We start from the raw sequence: 14,286 nt of genomic DNA, 5'->3' as shown, positions 1-14,286 counted from the left end.
CTCCCCAGGTCGCGCGGCGCCTCCGTGCCGACGCGCACGGGCTGCTGGGCGGAGCGTCGGCGCTGCGGTGTTGAGTCGGTGCATGCGCCCAGAAGACTCCAGGGGCGGCGGCGCGGCCCAGCCACCGTGCCGTGATGTGGCACGCCGACGCGCCCCTATCGACGGACCGTCCCCGACCGTTTACAACCCGCAAAGGGGCCTCTACATTGGACGCGCGTCCATTTTGATGGCTGCATCCGCACAGTCCCGGGAGCCCGCCATGTCAGTTCACTCCCCCACGTCCGATCTCATCGAGAGCTCACTCACCGACCCCTCTCTCGCAGTTTCCTCGGCAGATCCCTCGCTCGCGGACGATCCGCGTTCCCAGGCGCCGACGGCCGCGTCTGATCAGCGGACCGCGGTCGACAAGGCACTCGTCCTGCTCAAGTCGCTCGCCGAGGAGGACCGGGAGATCGGCGTGAGCGAGTTGGCCCGCCGTACCCGTCTCACCAAATCGACCGCCTTCCGGCTGTTGGGCATCCTCCAGCGCAACGAACTGGTCGAGCGGGTCGGCAGCGACTACCGGCTGGGCGCCCAGCTCTTCGACATAGGCACCCGGGTCTACGGCCCGACCTCCCTGGTACTGCGCGAGCGACTGCTGCCCCATCTCGCGGACCTGTACGTGCTGACCCAGGAGACCGTTCACCTCGCGGTGCTGCACGACACCGACATCGTGTACGTGAACAAGATCCACGGGCACCGCGCCACCCGCTCCCCCTCGCGCATCGGCGCCCGGCTGCCCGCGTACTGCACGGCCGTCGGCAAGGCCCTGCTGGCCTTCGACCACGACGCCATGGAGGCGGCCATCGCGGCGGGGCTGCCGAAGCTCACCGACTACACGATCACCGAGCCCACCGCCTTCCGCGCCGAACTGCAGCGCATCCGACGGGACGGCATCGCGTACGACCGCCAGGAGGCCACCCTCGGCCTCACCTGTGTCGCCGTCCCCGTCATGGGGCCCGCGGGCCGCCCGGTCGCGGCCCTCTCCGTCGCCGGCGCGGACCACCGCTTCGACCGGGCCCGCTTCGCCCCCGCCCTGCGCCGCGTGGCCTACGAGGCGGCGCGGGCGATCAACGCCGCCGCCAAGGCCCAGCGGCACACGCCGTAGGACGCCGGGGGCGCACTTTCCCTCCGACCCGGTCGACGCGCGGCTCAGTGCGCGCCGTCGTCGTGGGTCCGCCTCGTGTTCGTGCCCCCGGTGCCGGGCTGCACGCGCGGCACGCTCACCACGATGTGCACCAGGCTCTCCCCCTCCAGCGACTGGTACACGTGCGGCCGGTCGCCCGGATAGCGCACGAAGTCGCCGGTGTCCAACTCCACCGGGCTGTCCGCCGGACCGACCCGCACCCGGCCACTGATCACGTACAGGTGCTCCAGCGTGCCCACCGGGTGCGGCTCGGTCGGCTTCCCCGCTCCGTCCCGGTCGGGGCAAACGCGTACGAGGTAGTTCTCGATGACACCCGAGCCGTACACATGGTCCAGAGCCCGGGTCGCGAACCCCTCGTGCTCCTTCCAGACGACGTCGGCGCCGCGCTGAACGGTCATCACCTGCTCGCGCTCGGCCACCAGCCTGGTCACCGGCACCCCCAACGCCGTCGCGATCGAGAACAACGTGTCCACGGTGGGGTTGCCGGTGCCCTGTTCCAGGTTCGACAGCGTCTGCTTGGCGAGGCCCGCCTCCCGGGCCAACGCGGCCAGGGACAGGCCCCGCTGCTCTCTGAGAAGACGCACATTGCGCGCTACGACGGCATTTCCTGAGGACACCCCACCACTGTAAGCGGGGTGCGGCCCTGCTCAGCGTCTGTCGGCGGACCGTTGACCACGCCGTGACAAGCGTCTCGACGATCTCGTCGGGCAGGTGACGCTCACGCGCGGGGCCGAACCGCGGTGCCCGCGGCGGCTTCGTGTCCCTCCGGGTCCATGTACGCACTCATGGCGGCATCGGCCCGCCCGGCTGATCCGGGAAGTACCGAGCCGAGCCAGCCGAGGAGGAACCCGGCCGGGATCGCGACGAGCCCCGGATTACGCAGAGGGAACACCGCGAAGTCCAGGTGCGGGAGCAGCGCGGTCGCGCTCCCCGAGACCTGGGGCGAGAGCCCCACCAGGGCCACGGAGGTCAGCAGACCCCCGTAGATGCTCCAAGTCGCGCCGCGGGTCGTGAAGTTCTTCCAGTACATGCCGTACAGCAGGGCGGGAACGATCGCCGAGGCGGCCACCGCGAACGCCAGCCCGATGAGGAACGAGACGTTGAGGCCGCGCGCGAACACGGCCAACAGCGTGGCGATCGTTCCGACCGCCACGGCCGACGCTCGCGCGACGACGAGCTCCCGCTGCCCGGAGGCCGTGCCACGGGTCAGGAAGGCACCGTAGATGTCGTGGGCCAGGGAGGTCGCGGCGGCGAGCGTGACGCCCGCGACGACGGCCAGGACGGTGGCGAAGGCCAGACACGCGACAGCGGTGAGCAGGAGCGAACCACCGATGTCCGCCGCGAGCAGGAGCACCGCCGTGTTGCCGGAGGGGCTGTCCCCCGCGATCACCTGTGTGCCGACGAGCGCCGCGGCCCCGAAGCCGAGCACGACCGCGGCCAGATAGAACACGACGGTCAACAGGGCGGCGTACTGGACCGATCGACGTGCGTCGCTCGGGGTGGGGACGGTACTGATCCGCATCAGCAGATGCGGCAGACCGGCGGCTCCGATCAGCAGGGCCAGTTGCTCGCTCAGTGAGTCCAGTCCCGTCGATCCGCCGCCGAAACGAAGCCCCGGGCTCAGGAAATCGTCCCCGTGGCCACTTCCCTTGACCGCCGAGCTCAGAAGCGCGCCCGGGTCGAAGTCGAACCTGGCCAGGATCAGCACCGCCAGGGCGACACCGCCGGCCACGAGCAGGACCGCCTTGACCGTCTGGACCAGCGTGGCCGCCCGCATCCCTCCCAGGACGATGTAGAGGACCATGAGCGCGCCGAGTCCGGCGGACACGGCCCCTTCCATGCCCCGTCCGGCCGAGCCCAGGATGCCCACCGTGAGCGCACTCGCTCCGACGAGTTGGGCGATCAGGTAGAGCAGACAGACGACGAGGGTCGCGGCACCCGCCGCGAGGTGCACCGGACGGGAGCGCAGACGCCGCGCGAGGCGGTCACCGATGGTGAACTCGGTGGTGCTGTGGTAGCGCTCCGCCACCAGGAGGAGGATGACGATCCATGAGACGGCCGGCCCGAGCACGGAGAGCGTGCCGTCGTAACCGGTGAGCGCGATCAGGCCGGGGCTGCCCAGCAGGGCTGCCGCGGACATGACGTCCCCGAACAGGGCGACCCCGTTGTGCGCGGGTTTGAGCAGGCCGTCGCTGACGTAGAACTCGGTCACCGTTCCCCGCTGAGGTCCGGCCCACATCACGAGGAACAGGGCGCACACGAGGAAGACGAAGAAGACCGGCAGATCGACTGTGGCGTCCGTACCGGTCATGGCTGGTGCTCCAGTCGCTCGGCGGATGTCACCGGGCTCTCGACGAGCGGGTCGATCGAGGTTCCGCAGTACCGGGCGTACCACTGAACCCATGCCGCGACGGCGACGAGCTGGACCAGACCGAGCAGAAGGCCCATATTCAACGGACCCACCACCGGCATGGCCATGAAGCCCTTGGCCGCCTCGCCCAGGCAACTGATCGCCAGATACAACCCGACGACGGGGGCGGCGAAGAGGAACGCGCGGCGGCGCGCGCCGCGTACCGTGCGGTCCAGGCCCACCGCTCGGAGGGCCTCGGACAGCGTGACGCCCGAGAACCAGGGCAGGGAGCGGTCGTAGGGGTGGCGGTGAGCCAGGTCCGCGGCGATCCGCAGGGCCCACTCCCGTCGCTCCCGGACGACGGCCACGGCGTGCGCCGCCTGCCCGGCGCTGAGCGACTGCCCGTACCAGGTGTACAGGTCGACCGCGCTGCCGTACGACCGGTGGCAGTCATGGATCGCCCGGCTCAACTCGTCCTCGGAGTGCAGGTGTCCGTGGTCGAGATGGCTGAGGTACAGGAGCACGGCGACGAGCGGGTCCTGTAAGAAGTCATGAGGTTGCGGGGTGGGTCGTGGTCGAGGGGTCAGTCGTGGTCCAAGGGTCAGCTCTGGACGAGGATGGTCCTGGGGACGTTTCTTTCGCGGATTCATGAGCGGCTCTTCGTGTGGTCGGATGCGGGATGCCGGGCGCCGGACATCACACAGCACGTGACCGGTACCTCCTAGCGCGCGTGCCGCCCCACGGCACATGGACTTGCCGCCCCGAGAAACCGCAGGTCAGGGGTGGCAGATCCGGTCACGCCCGCGATCCCGGGCTCGTGTCCGGGTTCGTGCCCGTGCCCGTGATGCATCGTCACCGAATGCGGTGGGTCTCCCAGAACGGGCCGAGGTCCTCGTCCGTGGCCGCCTGTGCGGCCTTCTTGAAGGCGGCCGTGGTGGAGACGCCGTACCAGTGGTCCCGGGCGTACCGCTCGAGGAAGCGGGCCATGGTGTCGGCGCCGAGCGTGCGTTCCAGGTCGGCCAGTGCGCAGGGCCCCGCCGTGTAGACGAGGTGGTACTCGTCGCGGTGCCCGGACCAGTAGGCCATCGAGTTGGTCAGCGCGGCACCGTCGCTCGGCCAGTGGACGTCCGACCAGCAGTCGCGGGTCTCCCACCCGTAGAAGCGGGCGTTGGCGTACTGGGCGAAGCTCTCGTCCAGCCACGGCGAGGTGTACTCGTCGTTCCCGACGATGCCGTACCACCACTGGTGCGCCACCTCGTGGACGACGGCGCCGCCCTCCTCGGTGGTGCCGACCAGGACCAGGCCCGGGTATTCCATGCCGCCGCCGAACCCGGGGGTCAGCACGAGGTCGATCTCGCCGTACGGGTACCGGCCGAACTCCTCGCTGAAGCGGTCGATGGCGGCGACGGCGTCCGTACGGTTGAGACGGACCCCCGCGGCGGGTGTGTCGCTCGCCCAGTACGACTTCACGCGGACACCCCCGGGCGTGGTCTGCGTCGCGGTGCGGAACGGGCCCGCCGCCCACGCGAAGTCCCGCACCCTGTGCGCGACGCTCAGCGTGACCGTACGGCCGCGACCGTCGGGGAGGGCCCGGGTGCGGCCGGTCGCGGGGACCTTCAGGGCCGACGGGTGGTCGAGCCGGACCCGGAAGTCGCTCGTGAGCGCGTGGAAGCTCTCACCGAGTGCCGCGTACGGATCGAGGTGCCACCCCTGTGCGTCGTGCACGGCGAGCACCGGGAGGGCGTTGCCGAGGAAGCGGTGGGCCCCCTCGCGGCCGAAGCGCGCGTTGCGGTCGGGCACGGTGAGGGAGACGTCGAAGGCGACCGTCGTCCGCTCTCCGTGCCCGAGCGGGCCGGGGAGGGCGATGCGCAGGGCCGTGCACCGCACGGTGAGCCGGTCCGGCGTGCCCCCGTCGACGTTCGACACGGTGACGGGCGGAGGCGAGCCGGGCGTGCCGCACTGGTCCTCGCCGTTGCCCCACAGGCGCAGGTACACCTCGTGCAGCGGCTGACGCGAGGCGTTCCGGAACGACACCCGCTGCCGTCCCGTCCAGTGGCCGCCGTCGGCGTCGGAGCGCAGGGACACGTCGTAGCGAGCCAGGTCCGGCGTCGCGACCGCGCTCGCTCCCGGGCCGGCCGCCGCGTCGGCGTCCGGCGCACCGGGACCGACCGCGAGGAGCTGCACGAGGAGGACGAGCAGAACACTCGTCAGACGACGACCGGACTCGGGCGACCAGCTGATCGACGGCGACATGCTTTCGGATCCTGCCACAACTCGGCTCGGACGGCGCCGACTTGGAGGGCGCTCGTGTGGCGTGCCACGGCTGCTTGACTCTCCCACACAGGGAGAGTCGAGAGTGGAGCGCATGCACAGGGACGAGGCGTCGCGGCCCACGTGGAGTATCGGGGCCGTGGCGCGGCAGGTCGGGCTGCCGGTGAAAGTGGTGCGGCACTGGTCGGACGTGGGGGTCGTGACGCCGGCCGACCGGACCTCCTGCGGTTACCGCCGCTACGACGCCGCCGGTGTGGCGAGGCTGCACCTGGCCCGCACGCTGCGGGACCTGGGGATGGGGCTCGGGGAGATCCGGGCCGCCCTGGACCGCGAGGACGGGCTCACGGAGGTGGCGGCCGCGCACGTCGAGGCTCTGGAGGCGCAGATCCGCCGTCTGCGGACCCACCAGGCCGTCCTGCGCACCGTCACCCGACGTACCACCCACGAAGGGCTCGCCCTGATGACCCGCACCGCCCACATGTCTCCCGACGAACGTCGCGAGCTGGTCCACGACTTCCTCACCGACACACTCGGCGATCTGGACGTGCCCGACTTCCGCGAGGGGCTCCTCGCGGCCGGCTCCGACCTGCCGGAGGATCCCACCGACGAGCAGGTCGAGGCCTGGCTGGAGCTGGGCGAACTGGTGGCCGACGGGGGCCTGCGTCCCGCCGTGCGGCGCCTCGCGGAGTACGGCGCCCGTCAGGGGCGGGGGGCTCAAGAGGCCTCCGCCGCTGAGGAGATGCACGCGCTCACCGACCTCTGGACCGCACGCGTCCGTGAGGCGATGCGGGCCGGTGTCGCGGCGGACTCCCCCGCCGCCGACCGGGCCGTCGCCGACGTCGTCGCCGCGTGGCTGCCCAGCCGCGCGAACACCGACCCCGCCGTGCGCTCGGACGGCACCGAGGCACGCGCACTCCTGCGCGAGCAGCTCACCGCCGCGTCCGAACCCGCCGTCGAGCGCTTCTGGCAACTGCTGTGTGTCCTCGGCGGCCGGCCCGCGCCCGCCGGGATCGCGGCGGAAGGACAGTGGCTCGTCACCGCGCTGCGCGCCAACCCGGCGCCCGGCGCGCGCGAGGCCGGCCTCGAAGCCCTCTACGCGGACGACACCGACCCCTGGCCGGGCGGTGTCCTGGACGCTTTCACGCGCGTCCAGGACACCGTGCGCACCCTCGTGCGCGCGGCGGCGCCGGACCAGTTCGGCCTGCCGACCCCCTGCGAGAAGTGGACCGTACGGGACCTGCTCGACCATCTCGTGTGGGAGAACATCATCTGGGGCGGCCTGGCTGCGGGCACGCCCCCCAGCGTCGGCCACGACGAGGACCACCTCGGCGACGACCACATCGCCGCCTTCGAGGCCGCCGCCGCCTCGGCTCGCGCCGCCTTCCGGCAACCGGGCATGCTGGGCCGCTCCTTCGGCCCAGCTCCCGGCCGTCGCGTGGTCGAGCAACTCCTCGTCGAACTGCTGGTCCACGGCTGGGACCTCGCCACCGCGCTCGGCCTCGACCGCGATCCGCAGCCCGAGATCGCGCGCGCCGCCCTGCCGGTCGTCCGGGAGATCTACGGCGACCTGCCCCGCACCGCCGGTGGATCCATCGCGCCGGTGCGGCCCGTACCCGAGCACGCCGCCGCCCTTGACCGGGTAGCCGCGTTTCTCGGACGCCGCATCCCTGGCTAGCGAGCTGCCGCCGGTGCGCTAACGCGGGCCGGAGATGACACGTTCGAGCGCTGCCCGGCCCGCGGGTCCCCATGCCGGCTTGCCGCCAGGAAGGCCCCGGTCCCCGTTCTGGCCCATGAGCATGAGGAACAGGCACTTCATGGCGGCGAGCCCGCGGGCGCGCCGGATCGTCGCCTCGTCCGCACGCGCGTACACGTCGAAGAACCGAGCGGCGGCGCCTGCGGGAAGGAGGACCCAGGCGGCCGCGAGGTCCCATGCCGGGTCGCCGGCGAACAAGTCGCCGAAGTCGACCACGCCGGTCAGCGTCCCGTCCGAGACGACGACGTTCGCGGGATGCAGGTCACCGTGGACCCACACCCGCGGGCCCTTCCACTCGGGGGCCGCCACGGCGTCGTCCCAGACGGCCCGGACGTCGGCGGCCAGGTCGCCGGGGTCGACGGATCGGAAGAACCTCTCGAAGCCGTCCGTGCACTCCTCGGGGTGACCGCCGCGGTCCGAAGCGGCCGGCGCGTCGGCGGGTGCCTCCACATGGAGTGCCCTGAGGAAACCCGCCAGCGTGTCGGCCGCGTGATCGCCGCGGCTGATCGAGCCGTGGTCCAACGGCTCGCCCGGAACCCACGTCATCACGGTCCAGTGCTTGGGGAAGCGCGCGGACGGTTCACCGTCGCGCACCGGGATCGGCACCGGGAGCGGCAGGCGCGGGGCCAGGACGGGCAGCCATCGGCGCTCCTTGAGCAGGAGTTCCGGGGTCGGGTCCATGCGCTGCATGCGCACGGCCAAGTCGTCCCCGAGCCGCCACATCTGGTTGCCCCAGCCTCCCGCCACCTCGCGGACGGCCAGCCCCGCAAGGTCCGGATGCTGCTCCCGCAACAGCTCGCGGACAAGGTCTGCCGTGATCTCGATCTCGCCATCGGTCATGCGGAGTCACGGTACGAGATCCATCAACTCCCTCAATTGACCGGTCAATTGAGGGATTGTATGGTCTTATGCTCAGGGGAACGGTAACAGTACCGCCGGTCGGCGGACTCGAAGAACGGACTGGTCAGGTGGCCGCGCCGCTTTACGTACAGATCAGACGAGAGATCGAAGCGAGGATCCGGGCCGGGGAACTGCCTCCCGGCACGCGGTTGCCGACCGAGAAGGATCTCTCCGTTCAACACGGTGTCAGCCGCGCCACGGCACAACGCGTCCTGAACGACCTGGCGGAGGCGGGGCTGGCGATCCGGCGGCGGCGTCACGGTACGTTCGTCGCGGACGTGACGCGGCAGATCAATCTGCTCAACTTCGTCACCCCCGCGACAGCCGCCAAAGGCGCACCGGGCCGGCACGAGGTCGTGTCCGCACGGATCGTCAGGGCCGTCGACGCGGTCCTGGCCCTCCCCGGCGCCGACGCGGACACGGCCGTGGTGGAACTGGTCCGCCGCAAGTTGAACGTGCGCGAGGAGCCGCAGTCGATCGAGCGGCACGTCGTGCTGTTCGCGGCCGCCCCCGACCTGCTGGACGAGAACCTCGAAGACCTCGTCACCCTCCCGTACCTGCAGCGCAGAGGCGTACCCGTCGACGCGATCCGGCTCTACCTCGACCCGGTGGTCCTCGACGAGCACGACGCCGCCCTGCTGAACAGCGAGGTCGGGACCCCGGCGCTGATGAGGCGCAGGGAGTTGCGCGCGGAGGACGCGACCACCGTCGAGGTGGTCACGACCCTCGTCCGGCCGGGAACCGCCGAGTTCTTCCTGGAGCTGCCGGTCCCGCCCATGTGAGCACCAGTCGCCTCCGGAAAGGGGATGCGAACCATGAAGGTCATCATCATCGGTGCCGGTGTACTGGGCCTGAGCGTCGCGAGGGAACTCGCCGTCGCCGGCCAGGAGGTGCTCCTCCTCGATCAGCGGGGAGCCGGTACCGGCACGAGCGCGACCACCTTCGCCTGGACCAACTCCAGCCGGAAGCCCGACCCGGCCTACCACCGGCTGAATCTCGCGGGCATGGAGCAGCACGCCAGGCTCGCCGAGCGACTGCCCGGTGCGCCGTCCTACGTCCCCAGCGGGGCGCTGCAGTGGGCGGACGCCGCGAACGAGCAGCGGCTCGCCGACAACGTGGCACGGCTGCGGTCTCTCGGCTACCCCGTGCACTGGGTCACGGCCGACGAGGCCACGCGGACGGCGGGCGAGCTGCGCGTCCCGGCGACCATCACCTCCATCGCGCACTTCCCGAGCGAGGGGTACGTGCTGCCGGAACTCTTCGTGCGCAACCTGCTCGCCGACGCCCGGCAGCACGGTGCCACGTACCTGACCGGTGAGGTCGAGGCCGTCGACGACGGGCCGGACGGAGTCACCGTCACTCTCGTCGGGGGCCAGGTCCATACGGGGGATCGCGTCGTCCTGTCGGCCGGGCGTTGGAGCCAGCGGCTCGCCGCGCGGGCCGGGATCGACATTCCCATGGTGACCGACACGGGTCGTGGAGCGCAGACCGTCGGCCTGCTCGGGTACGCCGCGTCCCCCGTCCTCGACCTGCGCTGCGTGATCCACAGCCCGGGCCTCAACCTCCGCCCAGGCACCGACGGGCGTACGGTCCTCCAGGCCCTCGACCTGAACGCCGACGTCGATCCGGCGGACCCTCCCTCCGTCGACGGGGACATCGCGCGCACCCTCGCCCGGCGGTTCTCCGCGCTGCTGCCCGGCCCCCGCCGGGAACCGGAGATCGAGCTGCGTGTCGGTCTGCGGTCACTGCCCGCGGACGGCCACACCGTCGCCGGCTACGCCTCCGGGCGGTCCCGCGTCTACTGCCTCGTCTCGCACAGCGGCGTCACCCTGGCACCGATTCTGGGGCGCCTGGTCGCGGCCGAACTCACCACCGATCAGGAGCAGAGCCTTCTCCGGTCCTTCCGGCCCACCCGGTTCAAGGGCGTACCCCGCTCGGACGTCGAGGTGGACCAACGGGCCGTCGGGCTGGGCGAGCAGTAGCCGACCGCACCGCGCCACGATTTCGCGTGCGGCGGGAGGAGGGCGAGGGTGCGCGAGGGCTGTCGCGCCGTGCGTCCCGTTCACCCCGTCCTCCCCGGCGTACAACCCTTTGTGTACGCGGAGGGTCGTACGGGCGTCGGTGATCAGAACGGGAGCATCACGTTGCGCGCACGAACCCTGCCGGTGGCCACGGTCGCCGCCCTCGCCCTCGCCGTCACCGGACTCGCCGCACCCTCGGCCGGGGCGGCGCCCTCCGGTGCGGCGGACGATTTCAACGGCGACGGCTACCGCGATCTCGCCATCGGCACGCCCAAGGCGAGCGGCGGTACGGTCACCGTCCTCTTCGGCTCCTCCTCCGGCGTCAGCCGGACCCGGTTCGTGAACGTCACCCAGAACACCCCCGGCGTGCCCGGTGCCACGGAGAGCGTGGACAAATTCGGGGAGAACGTCACCAGCGGCGACGTGAACCACGACGGCTACGCCGACCTGATCGTCGGCGCCCCCGGTGAGGAGGTCACCGGCAAGCCGCGCGGCTCGGTGACGATCGTCTGGGGCGGCGCGAAGCCGTTCACCTCCGGCGGTATCGCCCTGACCGCCCCGACCGCCGAGGCGGCCGGCTTCGGCGAGGGCGTGGCCTTCGCCGATCTCGACGGGGACGGAACCGCCCAGCTCGCCGTCGTGGGTGCCGACACGTTCTGGTGGTACGGCGACGGAGGACCCACGCAGGAGGGCGCGATCGCCCCCGAATTCGACTTCCTGCCGGACGGCGTGCGACTCGACGGCGTCGTGGCCGGCCACTTCTCCTCCAAGGACGGCGGCAACGGCTACGAGTACATCCTGCACGGGAGCCGGACCGAGCCCGACGGCTCCCCCGCCCCCGGCTACGTCGGGGTGCTGCGCGGCGGCCCCGGCGACATCGGCTCCGTACACACGGTCCTGAGCGACGACGGGACGACCGGCTCGGCGGCATGGTGGTCGTCGGCGGTCGCGACGGGCGACATCAACGGCGACGGGTACGAGGACCTGGTCGTCGCCGACTCCGCGGGTGGCAAGGGCGGTTCGTTCACGGTGCGCTACGGGTCGGCGTCCGGGCTGCCGCTCAAGGGCCGCACGTACCACCAGGACAGTCCCGGGGTCCCCGGCACCGACGAGGCCTACGACGCCTTCGGCTCCGCGCTCGCCCTCGGCGACGTGACCGGCGACGGCCGTGCGGACCTCGCGATCGGCGCCCCCGGAGAGGAGGTCGACGGCAAGCGCACCGTCGGCAACGTCGTACTCCTCAAGGGGAGTTCGAGTGGTCTGACGACGAGCGGCGCCCAGTCCTTCCACCAGGCCACTGCGGGGGTACCGGGTGCCGCGGAGGCCGGCGACCACTTCGGCTCGTCCCTGCGCCTGCGTGACATCAACGGCAACGGCAAGGCCGACCTCGCGATCGGCGCGTACGGCGAGGACGTCGTGCCGAACGGCTACGACGACGGCGCGGCATGGGTGCTGCGGGGCTCGGCCTCCGGCCTCACGACCACCTCGGCGACCTCTTTCAACGCGACGGACTTCGGATACCCGGTGGTGGAGGGCCGGAAGTTCGCGAGCGTCTTCGCCCGCTGAGACCGCCGAGCGCGCCGTGTCCACGCGCGCCGTAGCGGTCACACGGTGGAGCGGTCACACGGTGGAGCGGGAGTGCACGCTGACGGCATAGCCGCAGCCCTCTTCGTAGGGGTCTGCGCTCCACGTGGCGTAGCGCTGCCGCAGGGTCAGTCCGGCCCTGTCGCACCAGTGGTCGAACTCCGCGAGGGTGACCGTCGGTTCCGGCAGCGGCAGGTGGGCCGCGTCCAGGCCCATGCCCGTGACCAGCAGTCCGCCGGGGCCCATTACGGCGGCCAACTGCTGGACGACTGCGGCCTCGGTGCCCGGCGCCAGGAGCGGGATGACGTTCCCGGCGGCGATCGTCAGGTCGTAGCCCGGTTCCAGGCCGAGGGTGTCCAGACGGGCGAGGTCGCCGAGGAGCCACTCCTGCTCGGGGGCCTCCCGGCGGGCGACGGCGAGCATCGAGGGGTCGATGTCCACGCCGGTGCAGGAGTGGCCCAGTTCGGCGAGCCGGATCGCGATCCGGCCGGTGCCGCAGCCGGCGTCGAGCACGCGGACGGCGGGCCGCGCCAGCAACGCCGCGCAGAAATCGGCCTCGCCGTGGATGTCCTGGCCCGATGCGGCGAGCCGCGCGAAACGCCGGGCGTACTCCTCCCCGGCTTGTCCGCCGGTCAGTTCGGCCCAACGGTCACGATCTCCGGTCATGTTCAGCACGCCTTCCGATCAGGCTCCACCACACGGACACGGCCCCTGCCGTCGCAGCATGGTCAACGGCCACGACCCCGAGCCGACTGGATCTTAACGGTGGCGGCCTCGGGCGGGGCCCCGCCGCATCGTCGTGCCGGTCGTGGCCGTGAGCCGGGCTACGGGCCTACGGGCCTACGGGCCTACGGGCCTACGGGGGCGAGTTTCGAGCGGAACTGGCGTAGCAGGGCGGGCTGTTCGGTGATGCGGAGGCCGGGGACGAGGTGGGCGTCGCGGACCGTGCGGGCCAGCGTCCGGCCGATGTGGTCGAAGTGGCCGCGCGTGTAGGTCCTGCGGGGAATGGCCAGTCGCAGCAGTTCGTACGGGGCGCTGGTGAGGGGGGCGCCGGACTCGTCCTCGGTGCCCAGGTAGAGGGAGCCGAGTTCCACGGAACGGATGCCGCCCTCCAGATACAACTGGCAGGCCAGTGCCTGGCCGGGGAAGTGGTGCGGCGGGATGTGCGGCAGCAGACGGCCGGCGTTGAGGTAGAGCGCGTGCAGCCCGGGCGGCTCTACGATGTCGACGCCCGCCGACCGCACCACGTCCGCCAGATAGGCGGTGTCCTCGGCCCGGGCGCGGAGATACCCCGGGTCGGTGACCTCGCGCAGGCCCTGGGCGACCATGTCCAGGTCGCGGCCCGCCAGTCCGCCGTAGGTGGGGAACCCCTCGGTGGCGATGAGCAGCAACTCGCAGCGCCGGGCCAGATCGCTGTCGCGCAGGCCGAGAAAGCCGCCGATGTGGGCGATGCCGTCCTTCTTCGCGCTCATCGTGCATCCGTCGGCGAGCCGGAAGGCCTCCTCGGCGACCTGCCGGGGACTGTGGTCGCGGTAGCCGGGCTCGCGCCGGGTGACCAGCCAGGCGTTCTCCGCGAACCGCGCCGCGTCCAGGATCAGGGGCACGCGGTGCTCCCGGCAGAGCGCGGAGGTCAGGGTCAGGTTGGCCATGGACACCGGCTGGCCCCCGCCGCCGTTGTTGGTGAGCGTCATGATCACCGCGGCGACACGGCTGCCGTCGGGGCCTTCCAGGACTGCCTTGAGACGGGCGGTGTCGATGTTCCCCTTGAACGGCTCGCGGCTGTCCAGGTCTTCGGCCTCGGGGCAGGGCAGGTCCCAGGCCTCACCCCCGACCAGCGCGACATTGGCCCGCAGGGTGTCGAAGTGCGTGTTGCTCAGGAAGATCCTGCCGGGGCCCAGGAGCGTGGAGGCCAGGAGCCGTTCGGCCGCGCGTCCCTGGTGCACCGGCAGGATGTGCGGGTATCCGGTGAGTTCCCGGACGGTGTCATGGAAGCGATGGAAGGAGCGCGAGCCCGCGTAGGACTCGTCGCCTTCCATGGCGGCGGATAGCTGGGCCGCGGACAGGGCTCCGGTGCCCGAGTCGGTGAGCAGGTCGACGGTGACCTCGTCGGCCCGCAGGTCGAAGAGGTTGTAGTGGACCCGGGCGAGGGCGGCCTGACGCTGTTCGCGGGTGGTGACGGGAATCGGCTCGACGACCTTGATCCGGTACGGTTCCACGATCG

General features: G+C 71.7%; 12 protein-coding genes. 5 read left to right on the top strand and 7 right to left on the bottom strand.

Features of this window, described 5'->3' with window-relative positions; genetic code table 11:
* Positions 1-259: 259 nt before the first annotated feature.
* Entirely contained in the window at positions 260-1,147 is an 888-nt protein-coding gene (locus K1J60_RS43895; RefSeq protein ID WP_259408201.1) for an IclR family transcriptional regulator, read from the top strand.
* Positions 1,148-1,191: 44 nt separating this feature from the next.
* Here the strand turns inward: K1J60_RS43895 and K1J60_RS43890 are convergent, their stop codons facing one another.
* The 4 genes from K1J60_RS43890 to K1J60_RS43875 all read right to left on the bottom strand — a co-directional run bounded on the left by K1J60_RS43890 (position 1,192) and on the right by K1J60_RS43875 (position 5,789).
* Complete coding sequence (locus K1J60_RS43890; RefSeq protein ID WP_220651105.1) at positions 1,192-1,803, bottom strand: helix-turn-helix domain-containing protein; 612 nt, start codon at positions 1,801-1,803, stop codon at positions 1,192-1,194.
* Between the two features lie 101 nt (positions 1,804-1,904).
* Positions 1,905-3,497, bottom strand: coding sequence for a sodium/solute symporter (locus K1J60_RS43885; protein WP_259408200.1), 1,593 nt, complete (start codon positions 3,495-3,497; stop codon positions 1,905-1,907).
* On the bottom strand, positions 3,494-4,060 hold the full coding sequence (locus tag K1J60_RS43880; protein ID WP_259408199.1) for a DUF485 domain-containing protein: 567 nt from the start codon (positions 4,058-4,060) through the stop codon (positions 3,494-3,496). Before K1J60_RS43880 ends, K1J60_RS43885 begins: the two co-directional genes overlap by 4 nt.
* 328 nt (positions 4,061-4,388) lie before the next feature.
* Positions 4,389-5,789 (bottom strand): M1 family metallopeptidase, encoded by a 1,401-nt coding sequence (locus K1J60_RS43875; protein WP_220651103.1) that lies wholly within the window; start codon positions 5,787-5,789, stop codon positions 4,389-4,391.
* A gap of 112 nt (positions 5,790-5,901) precedes the next feature.
* Here K1J60_RS43875 and K1J60_RS43870 point away from each other — a divergent pair, with 112 nt between their 5' ends.
* Positions 5,902-7,482, top strand: a complete 1,581-nt coding sequence (locus K1J60_RS43870) for a TIGR03086 family metal-binding protein (RefSeq protein ID WP_220651102.1) — start codon at positions 5,902-5,904, stop codon at positions 7,480-7,482.
* A gap of 18 nt (positions 7,483-7,500) precedes the next feature.
* Here K1J60_RS43870 and K1J60_RS43865 read toward each other — a convergent pair whose 3' ends face one another.
* A complete protein-coding gene (locus K1J60_RS43865) occupies positions 7,501-8,400 on the bottom strand; it encodes an aminoglycoside phosphotransferase family protein (RefSeq protein ID WP_220651101.1) in 900 nt (299 codons plus the stop codon).
* 128 nt (positions 8,401-8,528) lie between these two features.
* On the opposite strand from K1J60_RS43865, the gene K1J60_RS43860 reads away from it, so the two are divergent.
* The 3 genes from K1J60_RS43860 to K1J60_RS43850 all read left to right on the top strand — a co-directional run bounded on the left by K1J60_RS43860 (position 8,529) and on the right by K1J60_RS43850 (position 12,047).
* Complete coding sequence (locus K1J60_RS43860; protein WP_259408198.1) at positions 8,529-9,242, top strand: GntR family transcriptional regulator; 714 nt, start codon at positions 8,529-8,531, stop codon at positions 9,240-9,242.
* Between the two features lie 33 nt (positions 9,243-9,275).
* On the top strand, positions 9,276-10,442 hold the full coding sequence (locus K1J60_RS43855; protein WP_220651099.1) for an NAD(P)/FAD-dependent oxidoreductase: 1,167 nt from the start codon (positions 9,276-9,278) through the stop codon (positions 10,440-10,442).
* Between the two features lie 162 nt (positions 10,443-10,604).
* Positions 10,605-12,047 carry an FG-GAP and VCBS repeat-containing protein gene (locus tag K1J60_RS43850; RefSeq protein WP_259408197.1) on the top strand — a complete coding sequence of 481 codons (1,443 nt, stop codon included), beginning with the start codon at positions 10,605-10,607 and terminating at the stop codon, positions 12,045-12,047.
* 54 nt (positions 12,048-12,101) lie between these two features.
* Here the strand turns inward: K1J60_RS43850 and K1J60_RS43845 are convergent, their stop codons facing one another.
* Both K1J60_RS43845 and K1J60_RS43840 read right to left on the bottom strand, forming a co-directional pair.
* The gene (locus K1J60_RS43845) at positions 12,102-12,731 is read right to left on the bottom strand and encodes a class I SAM-dependent DNA methyltransferase (RefSeq protein ID WP_220651098.1); all 630 of its coding nucleotides are present in this window, start codon (positions 12,729-12,731) and stop codon (positions 12,102-12,104) included.
* Positions 12,732-12,913: 182 nt separating this feature from the next.
* Positions 12,914-14,281, bottom strand: coding sequence for a tryptophanase (locus K1J60_RS43840; protein WP_220651097.1), 1,368 nt, complete (start codon positions 14,279-14,281; stop codon positions 12,914-12,916).
* Positions 14,282-14,286: the final 5 nt, after the last annotated feature.

The organism is Streptomyces akebiae (genome assembly GCF_019599145.1).
Taxonomy (GTDB): Bacteria; Actinomycetota; Actinomycetes; order Streptomycetales; family Streptomycetaceae; genus Streptomyces; species Streptomyces akebiae.
This window is presented reverse-complemented; position numbering and strand designations above follow the sequence as displayed.

Coding starts and splice junctions, on each gene's coding strand:
- K1J60_RS43845 (WP_220651098.1), bottom strand. CDS start 12,731: ATGACCGGAGATCGTGACCGTTGGGCCGAACTGACCGGCGGACAAGCC.
- K1J60_RS43875 (WP_220651103.1), bottom strand. CDS start 5,789: ATGTCGCCGTCGATCAGCTGGTCGCCCGAGTCCGGTCGTCGTCTGACG.
- K1J60_RS43895 (WP_259408201.1), top strand. CDS start 260: ATGTCAGTTCACTCCCCCACGTCCGATCTCATCGAGAGCTCACTCACC.
- K1J60_RS43885 (WP_259408200.1), bottom strand. CDS start 3,497: ATGACCGGTACGGACGCCACAGTCGATCTGCCGGTCTTCTTCGTCTTC.
- K1J60_RS43870 (WP_220651102.1), top strand. CDS start 5,902: ATGCACAGGGACGAGGCGTCGCGGCCCACGTGGAGTATCGGGGCCGTG.
- K1J60_RS43865 (WP_220651101.1), bottom strand. CDS start 8,400: ATGACCGATGGCGAGATCGAGATCACGGCAGACCTTGTCCGCGAGCTG.
- K1J60_RS43855 (WP_220651099.1), top strand. CDS start 9,276: ATGAAGGTCATCATCATCGGTGCCGGTGTACTGGGCCTGAGCGTCGCG.